General features: G+C 47.9%; 14 protein-coding genes. 5 read left to right on the top strand and 9 right to left on the bottom strand.

Annotation, left to right across the window (positions count from 1 at the left end):
- Nucleotides 1-191 precede the first annotated feature (191 nt).
- Complete coding sequence (locus E0698_RS04535; RefSeq protein ID WP_149094788.1) at nt 192-707, top strand: thioredoxin family protein; 516 nt, start codon at nt 192-194, stop codon at nt 705-707.
- A 268-nt stretch (nt 708-975) separates the two neighbouring features.
- On the opposite strand, the gene E0698_RS04530 is transcribed toward E0698_RS04535, so the two are convergent.
- The gene (locus tag E0698_RS04530; protein WP_192510768.1) at nt 976-2,319 is read right to left on the bottom strand and encodes a sugar phosphate nucleotidyltransferase; all 1,344 of its coding nucleotides are present in this window, start codon (nt 2,317-2,319) and stop codon (nt 976-978) included.
- Nucleotides 2,320-2,475: 156 nt separating this feature from the next.
- Here E0698_RS04530 and E0698_RS04525 point away from each other — a divergent pair, with 156 nt between their 5' ends.
- Nucleotides 2,476-3,171 carry a response regulator transcription factor gene (locus tag E0698_RS04525; protein WP_192510758.1) on the top strand — a complete coding sequence of 232 codons (696 nt, stop codon included), beginning with the start codon at nt 2,476-2,478 and terminating at the stop codon, nt 3,169-3,171.
- A gap of 45 nt (nt 3,172-3,216) precedes the next feature.
- Here E0698_RS04525 and E0698_RS04520 read toward each other — a convergent pair whose 3' ends face one another.
- Genes E0698_RS04520 through E0698_RS04510 form a run of 3 tightly spaced genes read right to left on the bottom strand, consistent with a single transcriptional unit; the run spans nt 3,217 to nt 9,882 of the window.
- The gene (locus tag E0698_RS04520; protein ID WP_192510757.1) at nt 3,217-7,647 is read right to left on the bottom strand and encodes a hypothetical protein; all 4,431 of its coding nucleotides are present in this window, start codon (nt 7,645-7,647) and stop codon (nt 3,217-3,219) included.
- 52 nt (nt 7,648-7,699) lie between these two features.
- Nucleotides 7,700-9,436, bottom strand: a complete 1,737-nt coding sequence (locus E0698_RS04515; RefSeq protein ID WP_192510756.1) for a sensor histidine kinase — start codon at nt 9,434-9,436, stop codon at nt 7,700-7,702.
- Nucleotides 9,433-9,882 carry a hypothetical protein gene (locus E0698_RS04510; RefSeq protein ID WP_192510755.1) on the bottom strand — a complete coding sequence of 150 codons (450 nt, stop codon included), beginning with the start codon at nt 9,880-9,882 and terminating at the stop codon, nt 9,433-9,435. The genes E0698_RS04515 and E0698_RS04510 overlap by 4 nt, the downstream gene beginning before the upstream one ends.
- A 45-nt stretch (nt 9,883-9,927) precedes the next feature.
- Between E0698_RS04510 and E0698_RS04505 the strand changes: the two genes are divergently transcribed.
- The gene (locus tag E0698_RS04505; RefSeq protein ID WP_192510754.1) at nt 9,928-10,632 is read left to right on the top strand and encodes a response regulator; all 705 of its coding nucleotides are present in this window, start codon (nt 9,928-9,930) and stop codon (nt 10,630-10,632) included.
- On the opposite strand, the gene E0698_RS04500 is transcribed toward E0698_RS04505, so the two are convergent.
- Genes E0698_RS04500 through E0698_RS04485 form a run of 4 tightly spaced genes read right to left on the bottom strand, consistent with a single transcriptional unit; the run spans nt 10,600 to nt 15,072 of the window.
- A complete protein-coding gene (locus tag E0698_RS04500) occupies nt 10,600-11,511 on the bottom strand; it encodes a glycosyltransferase family A protein (RefSeq protein ID WP_149094782.1) in 912 nt (303 codons plus the stop codon). The two genes, E0698_RS04505 and E0698_RS04500, sit on opposite strands and share 33 nt — an antisense overlap.
- Nucleotides 11,471-12,697 carry a glycosyltransferase gene (locus E0698_RS04495; RefSeq protein WP_192510753.1) on the bottom strand — a complete coding sequence of 409 codons (1,227 nt, stop codon included), beginning with the start codon at nt 12,695-12,697 and terminating at the stop codon, nt 11,471-11,473. Before E0698_RS04495 ends, E0698_RS04500 begins: the two co-directional genes overlap by 41 nt.
- Nucleotides 12,681-13,946 carry a transporter gene (locus E0698_RS04490; protein ID WP_192510752.1) on the bottom strand — a complete coding sequence of 422 codons (1,266 nt, stop codon included), beginning with the start codon at nt 13,944-13,946 and terminating at the stop codon, nt 12,681-12,683. Before E0698_RS04490 ends, E0698_RS04495 begins: the two co-directional genes overlap by 17 nt.
- Nucleotides 13,947-13,950: 4 nt before the next feature.
- Nucleotides 13,951-15,072, bottom strand: coding sequence for a glycosyltransferase (locus E0698_RS04485; protein ID WP_192510751.1), 1,122 nt, complete (start codon nt 15,070-15,072; stop codon nt 13,951-13,953).
- 399 nt (nt 15,073-15,471) lie between these two features.
- Between E0698_RS04485 and E0698_RS04480 the strand changes: the two genes are divergently transcribed.
- Nucleotides 15,472-17,193 (top strand): NAD-dependent malic enzyme, encoded by a 1,722-nt coding sequence (locus tag E0698_RS04480; protein ID WP_192510750.1) that lies wholly within the window; start codon nt 15,472-15,474, stop codon nt 17,191-17,193.
- Between the two features lie 24 nt (nt 17,194-17,217).
- Nucleotides 17,218-18,171, top strand: coding sequence for an AEC family transporter (locus tag E0698_RS04475; RefSeq protein ID WP_192510749.1), 954 nt, complete (start codon nt 17,218-17,220; stop codon nt 18,169-18,171).
- 51 nt (nt 18,172-18,222) lie between these two features.
- On the opposite strand, the gene E0698_RS04470 is transcribed toward E0698_RS04475, so the two are convergent.
- Complete coding sequence (locus E0698_RS04470) at nt 18,223-18,417, bottom strand: XRE family transcriptional regulator (RefSeq protein ID WP_192510748.1); 195 nt, start codon at nt 18,415-18,417, stop codon at nt 18,223-18,225.
- Nucleotides 18,418-18,424 lie beyond the last annotated feature (7 nt).

Here is an 18,424-nt window from a genome sequence, read left to right as displayed (position 1 = left end):
TTTTCCAGATACCAGACCATTATTATGTAAAGAAAAAGAACCCGCGTCTCAAAAAGACGGGGTTTCTCGACAATCTGAAGCTTTCCGAATGGAAAGCTTCTTTTTTTATACAGAGTGAGACAAGTATTACAGCGAAAAATGGAAATATCATTTATGGTATGTATAAGATTGTTAAATAAAGGAGGATTTCTGTGAAAAAAGGATATATTTTCGGTCTAAGCGTGATTGCGCTGCTCGTCATTGCTATCGCTATTTCGGCTGTGTTCAAATTTCAGGATCTAGAGCAGGTTGTTCAGCAGAAAGACAAAGAGATTCAAGCGAGTAAAAGCAATTATCCCGAAATATACGATCACTTGAATGCGGTTACAATTAATGGTTTTAAAACCATGATCCAGCAGGATCAAAGTGTGTTTGTCTATGTAGGCAGACCTAGCTGTGGAGACTGCAACCGCTTTGAGCCGAACTTTAACAAGATGATTGAGCAGTATAATCTGGGCTCCAAAATCACTTTTTTGAATGTTCACAAAATTCATAAGGACAAGCCTCAATGGAATAAATTTAAAGAGGAATACAACGTAAAGTATACCCCCACCATTGCGGAATTCAGACATGGCAAGCTGGTGGATAAAGTGGAATGGACACCTGAAAGAGACCTCAGTACGGATGTGGTAAAAGAGTGGCTGATTTCCAAGAAACTGATTTTATAAGCATCGTCCTATTCCGTTTCTTATGGACAAGCTTTCATGCAGAAAAAGGTATTCACGCGTTCACCGCATGGATACCTTTTTTAGGAATTTCAGATGATTTAAGGTTTCCAAGAAAAATTGGTTCCTGACTTTCCATCTACCTTATGATACCGCCCTTTGTACTCAGCCGAGTCCTACTGCGCAGACGGATCGTGCTTCGATTGTACAGCACCATTCTGCCAACTCCGTTTCTCATGTACCTTTTTTAGTTAAGCTTATATAGCTAGTATTAGATGGAGTCGGGAAATTCGTATCTGATAATATCGGTTTCTGACACAATATGCCCCATTTGAGATTCGATGAACTCCAAATCCCCTTCGACAGCACCTATATAATGCTTGGTACCCGGCTCTACGACGATAACCTCACCGGGGTTGACCATTTGCATTATTCCATCGATACAGACGCTTCCCACCCCGGACGTAATAGTCCACACCTCTTTACGGAACTGATGTTCATGATAGCTGATGAATCTTCCAGCAGAGATGACTACCCGTTTGGTGACTGTCTGTAAGCCGCTGGCCGCTTGTTGCTGGGACAATACCGTTTGCTTCCCCCAAAAGCGCTCCTCAAAACGGGGTCCAATCTCAATTTCCGCCACCATATCCTTAATCCCTGTGGATGATTGTCGATCAGTGACCAGCACGCCATCCGGCCCGGCAACGACAATAATGTCCGGGACATTCCAGATGCTAACCGGAATCTCCAGTTCATTGATAATATGCGAATCATGAGAAGCTTCTGAAATATAGCCCGGGCCGCTCAGTTCTGAACTCATTTCCCGCACCAGCGAATCCCACGTTCCTAGATCCCTCCACTCCCCATGAAACGGAAGCACCGAAAGCCGACGGGTCTGTTCCACTACCGCAATATCGAAGCTGGTTTTAGGCAATTCTGCATAATTTGTCGAAAGTGATGCATAGTCCGATGATAGGCCCTTTTGCTCCAGCATGTCCAATAAAAAACCAAGCCTGAAGGCAAATACACCGCAATTCCATAGGGCTCCTTCCCGGATCAGCGCCTCCGAACGGATCAGATCCGGCTTTTCCACAAATGAGCTAACCTTGAGATACGGCTGATTGGCGGAGGAAGATGACGAAGGAACAATATAGCCGTATTTGTCAGAAGGCTCGGTTGGAGCAGCTCCCATGAGTGCGATGTCACTCCCGGATTGCTCCAATATAGATGGGAGCCTGCGCAGATGCTCGAAAAACTCATCCCCAGCATATCCGTCCACCGGCATGACCCCTACAATCTCGTCGCGCGACGCACCTGCCCGGTCATGTAAGTAGGCCGCAGCCAAGGAAATGGCCGGAAATGTATCCCGTCGAATCGGCTCCTCAATTACCACAGCGTCCACCCCAATTTGCCCGCGGATCAGCTCAGCTTGAGTTCCACTCGTTGAAAAATAGGCCTCCCCTGCCAAATTGGCTTCAGATAACTGCCGCCAAATTCGTTGCAGCATGCTTTCAGGTCGTTCGTCATGACGCAGAATCGTAAGAAACTGCTTGGGGCGACTCTCATTGGACAAAGGCCATAGACGTTTTCCGGAACCTCCGGATAGTAAAATCATTCGCAATGATGCAACCTTCTTCCTCTAAATTAATAAAGTATGTGCCATCTGGCACTATTCGTTTTTCATATATTTGCCGAATACATAAGTATGCATAAATCGCAATTTATGCATACTTATGTATTTGTATATCTGTTTGTACAGGAGCTGTCCGTCATGTCCATTAAAATACTGATCATTGAAGATGAAAAAAGTTTGGCAGATATGATTGCCCTTCATCTTCAGGAAGAAGGTTATCATACCGAACTTATTTACGATTCCAAACAAGCACTTCCGACACTTATGCGTTTTAAGCCTGATATTATTGTGACCGATCTTATGTTTTCCGGCAGGGTCGAATGCGCACTAATCGGCCAACTCCGTCAATATACGACGGTTCCTGTGCTGGTGATCTCCAACAATACCCTTTTGAATATAAGAATTAAAGCACTGGATGACGGAGCGGATGATTTTTTATGCAAGCCATTCAACCTGAGAGAGCTAAACGCTCGTATCAAAGCCTTACTGCGCCGCTCTGGCCGCAACATGCCTGCCGAGTCCCAAGCCATAACCAAAAAACTCAAAAAAGTGCGGGTCTGGGTGAATGATTACCGTCACAGCCTGTTGGTCGATGACCGGGAGGTTGAAGTGACTCAAATCGAATTTTCCATTATAAAAGAGCTATCCTGCTATCCGGGGAAAGTCTTTACCCGCAGCGAGCTGATGGATCGGATTAAAGGCGGAGACGGTGCCTATCTCGATCGCACGATTGACGTACATATCTCCAGTCTCCGCAAAAAAATCGAACGTGACCCCAAAAATCCTCAGCACATCCGTACCGTCTGGGGCCGGGGGTACAAATACGAGATGTAGCCGTGCCTTCTAATGGCTACTGAATAGCATCATAGGAACTTCCTTCTATGGAATCTTTCGTTTTTTCCATCGCCAATAAGGAAGAAAACAAGCCGCCCCACCAAGTATCCCAAGTATGAACAATATCCAGCCAAAGCGGTAGGCGGAAGCCAGAATTATGACGACCTTGCCGCTTCCGCTGCCACTGGTTATAAATCCGGTAGTCACTCCGTTCACCGACAGACGGGCACGCTGGGTTTCACTTCCCAGTCTGAATTCCCACAGTGGATTGGGCGACTCGGTTTCCCGAATCAGCACCTGCTGATGCGTCGGATTATACAGCGTAAAGCTGCGTTCCATAGAATTTTCACGAGAAGCCTGAATACTTTCTGAAGCATGGGAAGCCGTAAAAAAGGTTTCCATATCCGTCCCCTCAAACAACGTAAGCTGATCCACTGTAATCATCGCCTGATAAGGGATGACGGAATAATGCTTCATTTGAAATAAGCCTGACTGCTTCTTATGCGCATGTGCCAAAATCTGGAATTGCATAAAGACGCTACCTGCCGGAGCCTTCACAATCTGATCATAATGATTCCATTGCTCCTTATCTCGCTCCTCCACCTCGTTAATATAAGAGGTCTGGAGGATTTGGGAGGCTTTATTCAAAAAAATGACCTTCATATGCCGACTTCCAATTTGTTTTGACCTCGCATCCAGTTGTACGGCATATTCTCGCAGCGGCTCAGCCTTCATTTTCTTCGACGCATATATATTCCAATCACATGAATAGCTCGGTGCGTAACGAATGGACACCCCCTCGCCGCCTGATGACAGACTCGTCTTGCCAGGCTGAATATCCGCCACGCAGCCTACATCATTGGTTAAAGATTCCTTCGTGTTATCCTCTGGCATAACCGTCACTTCCTGCGCAGCCATCCGATGAATATCTTCATACCCGCTCATGGACGGTACCTGACTGTCCAACACCAGCGTTAAGCGATACTTCCCTTTGGTTAAAAACAGATTTTTGAACTCTACACGTCCATAATCGTTCAGTAAACCGGGAATTTGAATGATTTTTTTGGCAAAGCCATCCTGATTCGGCACCGTTTCAATGACCTGTTTTTCGGACGAAGAGGTAACGGGCAACCGCTTATACGACTCACCTGTATGGATCGTTCTTGTCAGCACCGTTCCTGTCTCTTCATTCGTCCACTTCATCGTCAATGCCCCATGATACCCGGCAGGTAAATCAGCCAGAATAGCTGTAGAATAGGTGCCAGTTTTGGCGATCTCCACATCCCTGCTTAATGTACCTTTCTGATAGCTGATTCCCCGTCCCATGCTGAGCCTCGGCAGAGCACGCTCTGACTGCACATTTCCTTGGGCGTTAAAATCGCTCTCGGCCTCCAGGGTGAAAAAGAGCTTGCCCCGCTTCAACGCCTGCTCCACCGGAAAAGATAGCTCATCCAGCTGGTCTACAGGTACAATCGCAAATTGATTGATCGCGTTAAAGCCTTGCAGGTTATTAACTGTAATCGGGGTATCCCCTTTGGGAAAAGCATGTTCTCCCAGGTCGACCCATTGGAACTGATTCAAGCCTTCATCATGGGTCTTGATGTCGACCACTCCACCCGGCAGCGTAACTTGCAGCTTCCCGCCAGCTTTATTCATAAACACTCTCGCATATACATGCGAGGTTTGCGACTGTTCCAGCTTTTTGTGCATCGTAAATGCGTTAGGCTTACTATATTGTCCCAAATCACGTAACTGGATATCATGAATCCACCAGTAATTCTTTTGCTGCGGGCGTTGCAGGGTTAACAAATCCATTCGCATCCAGTAGCTGCCCGGCGGGGACACATATTCCCCGTAAAATTTCACACCGTCAAAATTGTATCCCTCCGAAGGAGCCACAACATAGCTAACCCCCAGCTCACGCATCTGCTTATCATAAAATCTCATTTTAACATGCATTTTGTTCGTGCCGCGTCCAGAGACGGTAATCTGAAACTGGTACGGGTTATTTTCCTTGGCTTCCAGCAAACCGGATCTGGCGACCTGCCATATATTACTCGGGTCTCCCTTCATAATCTCGCCGTGCAGGGTCGGCACCTCATTCAATTCCTCACGCGGATTAGCCTCTACGCTGAACAACTGCGGATTATCCGGTTTGAAGAAGGTTTCGGTCCGCAGCATGGAATCAAAATCCACGACTGTTTTCCCTTCAATGCTGCTCATCTGATAAGGGGCCACATCCAGCTTCTTACTGGCAAAGGTGACAGCAATCCCGGCGTCCATTTCCATATCAAACGGGAAATTTCGTATATTTTGGGACGATAAATACCATAACCAATCGTTGGTCGAGGCAAAGGTTTTGGACCATTTTAAAAAAGCATTGCCATCTTCAATGACATCAAACGGGCGCAAGTAATCCTCTGTCGGAAGCTGTGACAACAGCAAATCGTTAAAGGAGGCCGCTTCCACATAATCCCCCTTGTTGACCGTCTGAATGGTTTTTAGCTCAGGCTTCAACGCACTGAATAGTACCCCGAAGCGACTAAAATCAAATCCAGGCAGATGACTGTAGCTCTCCAGTCGGCTAAAACCGTAAGGTGTCACTATTTTGCTCGGTAATATGTTCATATAAGGTGGAGCCTGATCCAGATTAAATATGGAAAAAATTCCGTTCTTGTATGTGCGTTTCAGCCCCGTCTGACCTTCCAGTTGAGACAGATGAAAATCCTGCCGCTTCTCCTGTCCCTCATATTCGTCATGGTACACTAACTGATTAACCCCAAAGGTGGAGAACAACCAGCCTAACCGCGAGCTTAGCCCGTTGTCCAGCAAATACTCCAGAAAGTTCATATAGTATGTAATCCCGGGGTCGTTGCCTTCATGATGGAAAATCGTATTTTTAGGAGATGAGTACACCTGAAAATCCCCGGTTGCCTTCTCGGTTGCTGTCTTACCCTTATTCCATTTAGGCGTGGCTACGCCGTTAAAGCTCTGAATCATATTGTCGGCAATCGGAAAATACAATGCCTTGCTGTCGAAGCGATCCGGGTCGGTCAGCTTTTCAGCCATTTCGCTGTAAGCCTCCGGCACTTGAACCGGCTTGTAATACCCCTCAATGAATTGGGTACGCAAGGGAGCAAAATACACGCCAAGGCACAGGACGACAATGACAAGTGCCAGCCTTTTATACACTCGTTGCAGCGGCGATGAGCCGAACCATTCCATAATCTGAATCACGCCGAAGGTCAGCAGCACCCCGAAATTAAGGGCAATCAGCCCGATAAACTTGTTGGGATCACGGAAAACCGAGCCAATCACAGGTGTCTTCGTCACCAGAATGACAAACCACTTGGCAATGGACGGGAAGGTTGTCCCGGTGGCTGCGACGAGAAATAATAGCGTAAGCAGCGAAAAGATCAGAATGATCGGATTTTTGTGTGAGCGCGTCACCATCGCATAACCAATCAAGAGCAGTAAAAATCCCCCGCCCACATAAAACATCGCAGGCAGTGAGGAAAAAGAAAACATAGGCCACCAATAGCTCAGCAAGTAGCCCACATTATATAAGCTGCTGTTACGACTGAACAGGGACAAAGTATCGACGACGTTGATATTATGCTGCGATGCCTGAGCATCCATCACCATACTGCCGAGATACAGGGACAACCAGTAAAAACTGAGTAGCCCGAAGAACACGCCAAAAATGATCCCTTTACGCAAAAAATTGCCGTATAACGGCTGTAAATAGGTGCGACCGGCCTTGCGGTGCGTCCAGGTCAGTTTGATCAGTAAGAGCACGGTGAACAAGCCCAAATAAATCATGCCGAAGAAAAAATAATGAATCGCAGCTGCGCTGACGGTAAATACCGCCGCCAACAGGAACAAGTCTATCCAGTTCCGCTGGTACAGCTTGTGAGGATTATAGTTTTTAATTTGCTGAATTTGAAATTTGGGATCAACCGCGCTGAAAAAGAAACGCAGCATTAACGGAAACAAACTATACCCACAGAGCAAATAAATATGCTGAATGCGGAAAATAACCCACGGATTCAGTGCATAAAACAGTGCGCCGATCATGATGGCAAAAATACGGGTTTTCGTAAAGCTCGGTGAATAATATACACTGACCAGCCGCTTGGCAAAGGCATACATCGAAAATGCGGAAACAAACAGCAGACCCGTGATAAACGACTTGAGCAAAACCGGGCCGCTTTCCCCGAATAGCAACGAAAGTCCGTAGAAGGGCAAGATATAAAGGATACGGGGAGCATTGAACATGGTAGAGGTAGACCACCGTTCGTTCCATACTCCCATAATTTCCTCCAGATACCGATGAGAGGTGGCTCCAAAGGCAATATCACTAAATACGATTTGCCCCGGTCCATAGATAGGCGCAAGATATACGCCAATCGCTGCCAGCATCAGCAAGATTGCTGCCATATCATAGCGGTATCGAAATATCCATTTTCTTACCATGCCTGGCCCCCCTCTCTTGAAATTTCGGATGATCTTTCGGTTTATCTCTCCGTTATCTTCTTAAACGAACGATCGCCTGCAAGCCCTGATCCGTATTACGCAGCTTTAAGCGGCCGCTGATTGTCTTTAGATAGGCATCCATATGATACAGGCTGAACGTATGCTCCTGCGAGTTTTGGGAATAGTCCGGCTGGAAATAGCTCCAGCGCATCTTGTCATCAATGCCGCCGCCCGTATCCTCAATGGTAATAACAATTTCTCCTTCTTCCAGCCGCGAGCTAACCTTGAGGACTTGAGTCTGGCGCTTGGAACGCAGCAGACCCGTACGTCCCCGCTCCTGATCCTCCGATAGCTTATTCGTTTGGCCCATCGCCTGTACCGAGTTCTCCAGCAATCCCTGAATCGTCTTGTACAGCATCGGCGTTTGGGCTGCAATGGACGGAATAGGCTCTTGCCGCAAGATGACCTGAATATCCTTCATGTTCAACGAACGGTTCGCCCATTTCAGCGACTCAGATAATACCTCATTCATATCCGTAAAGCTGATTCCGCTATTGTCGTGCATCTTCTCTTCCAGCTCATCACGTAAGGTGCGGACTCCGGTCAGCAGCCCTCCCAGTGAGGATTCCTGTTTGAGACGTCCCTGAATGAAATTTTCATTCAACTCACGGAAATATTCCAATTCCTCATGGGATGCTCCCTTTCCCTGACTGGAAGCTGCTTCAAAGCGGTTCGCCAGATCATGATAAAAGCCCAGCAACTTCAAATCATCACCGCCTGTCAGACGGGCAGTCTGCTCTTGCAGCTCCTGAAGCCGTTGCTCAATCGTCTGCATTAACGGCAAGTAATACGTATCCTGCTGCTGTCGCATATCCTCATCCCGCCGTTGGTCCCGCACCTGATTATTCACGAGCGTATCCTTCACGATCCGTTTGCGAAACTGTACGAGAATGGCCCATAGTATCAACAATAGCAGAGCCATGACCAGCCATACCTTTTTGCGAAAAGAGCTGATCCGCTGGGCAGTGTCCCGATCAACATCCTCAACTGAAATGTAAAGAGCCTCTTCCCCAACGCGGCTGAACCCTATGCCGTGTTTCACTCCCTGATCTTCAACAACACCCGTATTGCCCTCCAGCAACCTGCGGGTTACACCCGTAATGTCTGTCCGATTGATATCCGATGTGTTGAGGGAAGCTACGACCTTGAATTGATCATTATAAAATAAAGTCTCGTGCGGATTGACCGGTTTACTCTTGATGATACCGCTGAGCATACCGGAGTCAATGGTACGCACCATAAAGCCGCCCGTCTGCGCCCCTTGGATCCTGCACACGGTATACTGCGCAGGCTGATGATCCTCTGTCACAAAGGAGCTTACGGCACAGCCATTTTGCAGCAATTTAATTTGCTGTACCGCGCTTTTCATCTCACGGTTATCACGTCCGGCAATCACACGATACTGTTCATCCAGCACATAAAATGCCCCGCTTTCACGCTTAAAGCCCTCGGTATACTGACGCGTCTTCTGATTCAGTATATTTCTGCCGAGGCTGGAGGCCAGCTCATTCAGTTCAGCCTGCCATGCCGCGTAGTGCTCGGATATACGGCTGGACCAATCCTGCACCTCATACCGGAGCTGCTCGTCCTGAATGTCCGCCAATTGACCACTGAACTCCCGAACGATAAACCATTGAATCGCAATCGCCAGAAGCACGGTCGCGCCCAGAACAAGCAGGTACAGGATCAGCTTTTGCCAACCCGGTTTCAACAACGCCCATCGCTTCATGCTTCCCTGTCCCCTCCATTCGGTTCAATTCGGCCCAGAATGGCCTGCATCAGACACTCCAGCTCGTAGCTGACCAGCGGCAGCCGTGCACACAACAACCGGGGAGTCCGGCGCTGGAGTGCGGCAAACCTTGCAGCGGTTTTCGTTGCCCCATCCGTCAGCAGCAGCAACTCGCAGGTTTTTGCAATATATAAACGATCCAGCTCTTCTTCGCTGTACTCGCGCAGATCAACAATGTAAATATCATGACGATCGTCCATATGCTGAAGTGCGTTGGAGACGGTCAGGGTTACTCCTGCATGTCGTGCAGCATGATACTGGTGAAGCAGACGCATTCCTTTTTCCCAGAGCGCATGTTCAGCCGAGTCGAATCGTTCACAAAAAAGACGCAGCGCCCGTTCTGTATTGACATCTTTCAAAAATGCCAAAACGCTGATATTATACATGTAGTTCCTCATTTCTTACTTCCTGATTGGAGTTGCGCAGTTCTTATGACACCCCAAAACATTCTATTTGTTGACGACAGTCCTATGGTTTTGTCCCTGCTTGAACGGACATTGTCGGAAGAAAGGTTCACCTTACATACCGCTCATACTACCAAAGAAGCCTTGCAGGTGCTGAAGCAGCACCCGATTGATGTCGTGGTTTCCGATCTGCTTATGCCTGGTCTGGACGGGATTACCTTCCTTCGCATGATCAAGGAGGATTATCCCCATATCGTGCGGATCATTTTGTCAGGTCACCTGCATACGCAGACCATTTTATCCGCGATTAATCAAGTAGGCGTCTTCCGCTTTTTGACAAAACCACTGGAGCTGGATGATGACACACTGAAAAGGATCCTGTACGAGGCGCTTGATGAAGCCAAACTCAATCGAACACATCTGAACACAGACCAGAGCATCGCTCCTGCCCTGTCGGTATTTATAGACAGCATTCTGAATGCTCCATACCGACCCTATGTGCTGATGAATGAGCAAGATATCGTAACTGCAGTACATGTTGCACTCGCTGAACTGTATCCTGTAGGCAGCTCTCTTCGCCACCCTAAACAGGCAGGCATTCAGTTAACTGCGCATTCACTGTATATACCGTATGAGGAGTCGGAATCTTCCGATCCCGACCTGTATACGCTGGATACGCTGACTCTGGGCCGTTCATCCTTACGCCTTATCCGCCTTAGCGAGATCGCCTGAGTGACGGGCGCCGCCCTTCAACACGGCGGCTGCCCCAATCACGGTCAGGCATGCATACATCCATAACATCCCCGCCGTTAGCAACGGGTGACGGATATAGCTTTTCAGATTGCTCCATGTATACAGCACCGGACGGAAAAAGTACCACCGTTCCAGCGCCTTCCGCAATCCCCCCTCCTCAGACGACAACGTACGATCCATCACCGAGAAGTAGTAAGCTTTTTTACGTAATACATCACGCAAATAGACCTGTTTTTCATCATGATATACACGTGTAAACACCGCCCGCCGGATAACTCCGCCAGACTCTATATAACGCAGGGTCGGCTGTATTTCTTCAAAAGCAATCTGCTCCGCGTTAAATCCGCCTGTCGATTCATAAGCGCTCATTCGCCAGAAGCGTGCCGCTTCAATCGAACGTTTTCCCAAGCTCTCACCCGCGTTGTTAATCACATTCCGCTCAAAGACTTTGACTTTGGAAAAAAAGTTGGCCGCTTCCGAATAGGCCTCCTCGGGAACGACCAATGCGCCGATATCCTGATGATGGTCAAAAAAGTCGATGCTCTGCTGAATCAAATGCTCGGCTAAAATCATATCGGAATCCAATACAAGTATGTATTCGGCACCCAAACGTCCGGCTTCCTCAACCGCCTTGACTCTTGCGACTCCCCGCTCTCCATGAGGAAGCTCCAACACCGTTACGGGTACTGGGCTCCCTGCCGCTAGCGTACGAATCGTCTCCACGGTCTGGTCCTCCGAGCCGTCATCGGCAATCACGATATGCAGATCCTTGTAATTTTGCCACATACAGCTCCGCAAACAAGGCTCTATCGTCCGTTCATTGTTGTACGTGGAGAAGAGAATGACCACTTTGTCCACTCTGTTCCGCCTCCTTTACCCAATCTCCCATTAACTGCTCAAATGCAGCCGCCGTATGATCAAAATGAAATCCCAGCGCATACTGATACGCCCGCTCACGCATGGCCATATAGTCTTCGCCGCCGTTTGCTGCTCTTTCCATTTGTTCAGATAATCCCCGGACGTCGCCGTGGAAGCATAGGTATCCGCTTTTCCCAAAATCCGTCGCGTCCACCAGTCCGGGTGAATTACTGACGATGCTGGGAGTCCCCACAGCCGCTGCTTCGGTAATCGTCAAGCCCCAGCCTTCACGCAGGGAAGGGAATACGAGCGCGTGGGCGCGGCTCATCAGCTCCAGCTTATGCTCTGCTGAAACAAATCCGTAAAAGGTAATATCCGCTTGGGATTGTCCCTGTTCGTCCGGTTCTCCGTAGGTCAATCCATACCGTTTCATAATCGGCAATAATTGTTCTGCCACATAGGTTTTATCGGTTTTTCCAGCGATCCATAACATAGCCTGAGGGAATTTTTTCTTGAGCCCTCCAAAAGCTTCAACCACCAGATCAATGCCTTTATATTTCACAAAGCGCCCGGCGTACATAAAGGTCGGATTGTACTCCTTGGTTAAAAATTGCTCCCGGGGCCAGTGTTCAAACTCGATGCCTTCAGGCAACAGATGAACACGATCCGGGTGAAAGCCCAGCTTGAGCAGATCATAACGGGTAGACGGGGATACGGTAATTGTCCGATCCTTACGAGCAAGCTTGAGCATCCAGGGCTCCAAGCGATATCCGATATGATTCAGCGGGAATCCGGCATTTTCAAACCATATTTCCCTTGTTAGCTGATGTATAAAGAAAATTCGCTTAGGTGCCTCCACCCAGAAACGGGTGAAAAACTGGTGCGTGTTCGCCTGATTAATCACATAATCAATATGCTCGCGATGATGGCGATAATAGCGCATGGCATAATAAATGACGCTATAAATGTTTCCTTTTCGGATATACGTAATTCCGTCTATGATTTCTTCCTCGGGCATCCCCTCGAGCCTGGGCGAAAAATGAATAAACTGAAAACGGTCTTGCTGTGAGCGTTTGAGCATTTCGTGGGTGAAAATTTCAGCTCCTCCGCTTTTAGGCGAACGAATGTCACGCCAGGAGAGCAACAGAACTACGGTTTTACCATCCTGTTCAGGTATTGTATTCACGGGTTGAATCCCCTCTTATCTTTATTTTGAACAAATATACATAGGCATCTACCACAAAGTAGAGAGACATGGCACCGTAAACAATCAATTCAGATAGCAGAAAGTCAGACGGGTTTTGATGCGCCACATGAAAGGCTGCCAATAAAATCGCAGCTCCAGCCAGTAGCCCGAACATAAATTTGCGTCTGCCCACCAATACATGCACATGAACAAAGAACAGCACGATGGAAAACAGCCAGTACACCCATCCTCCCAACGGAATATAAGCTTCTGCCGACTGGTATGAAGCCCCGAATAGTACGGGAATAGAAGGTGGGAACACAAAGGTAGTGCCCACATATACACAGATTGCTGCAACAGCCATTAATCCGGCATAGACGGCAACCAGCTTGCGCAAGGCTTGGCGGTCATGCCCCTGCGCACCGAGCTTTGGAATAAAGGCAGCTATCAAGCTGTACGACACGTAATAGACCAACTGGCTGTATTTCAACGCAATCGCATAACCGCTGGCCTGTTCGGGAAAATAATGCTGCACATAGAGCATGTCAATGGAGATACAGAACAAAATAAATAAATTCGTAATGAGACTATCCGTAAAATCCTGACCTAGTGATTTCCATAGCCCGGAAGATATACGTTCTCCAGTCCGTCCGCGTAAGGATAAGCCCCGCACCGAAACAGCCCAGCCGTGAAGCAGCGACAGCAGCATCCCCCCACAGCTTGCCAGCAGTAAAGCCTCCAGCTTGAGCCCTGATGCAGCCAGTATAAAGAACAGGCCCAGCTTTCCTAAAACCTCCAAGTAATAGTTCACATTCAGCGCCAGCATACGTTCTCTGCCCTGTAAATCTCCACGGCACGAGCTGACGAGAATATGCAGCCCCACCAAGGCATACAGCATAAATAGCGGGCCGGAATCCACGCCTAATAACGAACGCAGCAGCGGATGAAGCGCCAGTAATATCGCCATGGCAAGCACGGTTAGCAACAGAGGTGCTTTTAGCAATAGGGAACCGAGTGGCAGGCTACGCAGCGGAACCTTCTTGTCTCCTTTGGAGACCAGCTTGGCTGTTAATAGCTGAATGGACAGGCCCAAAACGGACAAAAGTGCAAAGAGGGCCAGCAGCGCATTCGCCTGACCATAAGCTTGTCCGGTAAGATACCAGCTCGCTGCAATATGGAAGAAAAAATTAAATCCGTTCAGCAGCACATTAAATAGAGGAAACATCAACGTTCGCAAGCGGTTTGTCACGTTCTTATCTCACCCGCCGATCCAGCCGCCAAATATCAATAATGGAGCGCAAAAAACGAATCGAATCCTTCCAGACATGGATGTGCGATCCGTCCCGGTCAATACACTTGACGGGTAATTGCAGCACACGAAGCTGGAGTCGCTTGGCAATAAACATCATTTCCAGATCCAGCGCCAGTCCAAGCTGTTCCTTCAAATGCGGGAACATCCGCTTCACAGCAACGGAACTCATCACTTTAAGCCCTGTCTGGGAATCCACCACGCCTGTCGGTAAAAACGGCCGGGAAATGACACGTTTGCCAAAGCTGACTACAGATCGTAATAAGGAACGGTTTTCAGCGGTCATGTCTTTGGTTCCAATCACCACATCATAGTAGCCCTGCCGAACGACATTAATCATTCTGGCAATATCCTCAATAAAAAAGGAGTCGTCCGCGTCCACAAATACGTAGTAATCCGCGCCGATGGTGCGCATCCCTTCCAGATACGTTCCTGCTTTGCGGGTATTGCGTCCCAGTTCCCTGGTTTGAAGCAGCGGACTCAGATTCTGATTAATCCGGTTCACGGACAGGTCTGTCGCCGCCTCCAGCGCTTTGATCAAGGCATTCGTGCCATCATGACTGCCATCATCAATGAGATAAATAGAGCCCTCCACAATATGACTGCGGATAAAAGCTTGCAGCCGTTCAGCAAACTTCTTGACATGAACAAAACGCTGCTCCTCGTTATATACAGACAAGATGAAAGCAATATGCCGGCTTTTGGCCGAATACTCGGGATAGAGCAAGCTTTGAATTTCGGAAAGCATCTCTTCGTTGTCATTGGCTTGCCAAAACAGCAGGCGCAAACGGCCTATTCCGGTAATCTGCACCATATGCTGATCACTGAACGGATGCGATACATCCGTCACCAGTAACAGCGGCATCTGCGGAAAGCGACTACGGATCTGATTCGCTACCCGTACAGCCTGTCCAGGCTCCCTGTAATCAATCAGGCAGCAGCATGCGTCCTCATAGGCTGAAGTGACCTCCTGATCCTCGCACTGTATATGCTCGTAAAAATAAATCACGTTGGGATAATCAATAGCCCTGTGGTTATCGCTAAAAATGGCTATAGGTCCCTGCACACAAACATCTCCTTTTCCTCCGGGTAATTCTATTTTGTTGAAAAGTAATTAAAAATGTTTGTTTATAGGGATTAAACATGGCTACTAATCCTTCATATTTTTTTAACAAAATATCTGACATGCCATGATACATATGGATAATGTCGAATTGAGATTGATATTTCACATTTAGCAGAAAACAAGCATTTAGACCTACTTTCCCCTGTAAAAATAAGTGTCAAAAGGCCTTGTATTCCATTCTTCATATATAGTTCTTTTTAATCAAAATCAGAATGTATTATGGTTATTTTGTCATAGAAAAATAGACGAATAAAACAGATTCACACGTCCATACTATGGGCAATATGTCATCTTTCGTCACGAATGGTCATCAATACGAAGAGAAAGAAGGTTATTTCAATGGAAGCATTTTATATAAATAGGGACGGATCATTATCCACCCCGCTACGGGGAAAGGATGTATTAGCCAATCCTCTTTTGAACAAAGGGGTCGCTTTTACCGATGAGGAACGCAAAGAACTGGGTCTTGAAGGAATTCTTCCGCCAACCATCCTTTCTCTGGAGAAACAGAGCGTCCGGGCATACCAGCAATTTTTGGCACAACCGACCATGCTACGCAAAAACGCTTCCCTGAACGATCTTCACAATCGAAATGTCGTGCTATATTATCGATTGCTAACCGACCATTTGAGCGAGATGCTGCCCGTTGTCTACACACCTACGGTGGGGACCGCGATTCAGGAATATAGTCATGAGTATAATCGCCCTGGCGGTGTCTATTTGTCGATTGATAATCCGAACGGCATCGGACAAGCATTCTATAATTCTGGCTTGAGCGGTGAGGATGTAGAATTGATTGTAGTGACGGATTCCGAAAGTATTTTGGGGATCGGTGACTGGGGCGTGGGAGGCATTAATATTGCCATTGGCAAGCTGGCTGTATACACGGCTGCGGCAGGAATTCACCCGGGGCGGGTGCTGCCGATTGTGCTGGATGTGGGTACGAACAATGAAAAACTGCTGAATGATCCGCTGTATATCGGAAACCGCCATAAACGGGTTCGCGGAGAGGCTTACAACCAGTTTATTGATACCTTTATCAGCAAAACGTTAGCTCAATTCCCAAAGGCGCTTTTGCATTGGGAAGACGTGGGTAGTGTGAATGCACGCCATATTATCGGAAAATACGGTCAAAGTATTCTCACGTTTAACGATGACATTCAGGGTACGGGAGCCGTAACCTTGGCTGCAATTCTTTCGGCGGTAGGCGTCACCAAGGTTCCGCTGCGTGAGCAACGAATACTGGTCTTCGGCCCGGGAGCAGCGGGAATCGGCAACGCCGACCAAATCCGGTTAGCCATGATCGTGGACGGCCTTGCAGAGAAGGATTCCTTCAAGTCGTTCTGGGCCTTTGATTATCGAGGTCTGCTCACAGACGATATGGAAGATGTATTGGATTATCAGAAGCCGTATGTGCGCAAAAAAGAAGAAGTCAGCTCATGGACCCAGTCTGATGACGGCAAAATACCGCTGCTGGAGGTCATTCGTCAGGTAAAACCTACGATATTAATCGGAACCTCCGGCGTAGCGGGTGCCTTTACCGAAGAGATTATCAAAGAAATGGCCAAGCATGTGGAGCGTCCCATTATTATGCCGATGTCTAACCCTACGAACCTTGCGGAAGCTGTTCCGGAGGATTTGATCCGATGGACAGATGGCAAAGCACTGATCGCTACCGGAAGTCCCTTTGAACCTGTCAGCTATAACGGAACGAAATTTGAAATTGGACAGGCGAATAATGCCTTTGTTTTCCCGGGGCTTGGTCTGGGCGCAATTGTGGTCCGAGCCAAGAGAATTACACCCGCCATGTTTACCGCTGCGGCAGACGCTGTTGCCAATGGGGTAGACACCGATCAACCCGGAGGCGCATTGCTTCCCAACATCCGAAAATTACGGGATGTTTCATACGCTGTTGCGGTTGCAGTAGGAAAAGCCGCAATTCAGGATCAGGTGGCTCAGGCACGCATTTCAGATATCGAGCAAGCCGTTCGGGATGCGATGTGGAAGCCGGAATATGCGAAGGTAAAAGCAGTGGAAAACGTAATACACCACCCGCATTAATAGGGCTTTCAGGAGGAACAATCCATGAGTGTCGGACATATCTTTTACATTTTGGTGCCTATTTTCTTCGTCATTATTTTAGGGTGGTTGGCAGGCCATTACAAAAGCTTCGATGCCTCTTCCTCGAAAGCCCTAAATTCACTGGTTACCAAATTTGCGCTGCCCGCGCATTTATTTATCGGCATTACGACCACCAACAGGAAATCCCTTATCGAGCAATGGCCTTTCTTGCTGGCTCTGTTCATTGGTATTGTCGGCTTTTATGTCGTCCTCCTGCTGGTGGGTCGGTTTGCGGTGAAGCAATCGGTAAAGGATGCATCCATGTTTGCTTTGAACTCGGCCCAGCCGACATTTGCCTTTATGGGCATTCCGGTACTAGGTGCCATCTACGGTTCCTCTGCTGTAGCTATTCCAATTGCACTTACGGGGATCGTAGTCAATGCCGTTCTTGATCCAGCGGCTACCATTATAGCTACCGTCGCCAGCCGGAACTCAGGCAAAGAGCGGAATGGTCCTCTCGGGAAGCTTGTTTGGGACTCCATTCTCCACGGCTTAAGAGAACCGCTGGCGCTGGTGCCGCTTATTGGTGTTATTTTGACCTTGTTCGGCTTCCACTCCCCGGATTTGCTGAACAAATCGTTCAATCAAATTGGCGATATTACGTCCGGGGCCGCTTTATTCGCGGTCGGTGTGACCATTGGCGTGCGCAACATCAGTTTCAGTATAATCGCCATTGCCATCGCGCTGTTAAAAACGATTGTACAGCCTCTATTGATGCTGCTGATTGCCTACCTGTGCGGCCTTTCGTCTGCCGATACGGTGAAGGCGGTATTACTCGTTTCCTTCCCAGGCTCAGCTGTCGCTGCCATGATTGCTACACGTTTTGAAAGTCTGGAATCGGAAACGGCCTCTGCTTTCGTCATTAGTGCCGTCATTTCTCTTGCTACACTGCCTGTACTCATTTCCCTTCTGGTGTGAATTCATACGTATAGATAGAACTGACTTTCTCCAGAAATAGATAAAGATACGTTATTCTTCAATTCCAAGCAATTCGGATACTTGTTTTCTATATCTCGTAGCCCTACGTGTACCGTGAATAAGATTGGACAATCTGGAAGCCGGAATTTGATATGTAGTACAAAACGTTTTTTGATCCATTCTTTTCTCGATCAGTTTTTGTTTGATCTCCCACCCAAAAGGGGTTACAGCATTTCGTCGATTCAACTTCATT

It is taken from the genome of Paenibacillus sp. 23TSA30-6 (assembly GCF_014858585.1).
Taxonomy (GTDB): Bacteria; Bacillota; Bacilli; order Paenibacillales; family Paenibacillaceae; genus Paenibacillus.
The sequence above is the reverse complement of the archived record's forward strand: the minus strand, read 5'-3'. Positions and strand labels throughout refer to the sequence as shown.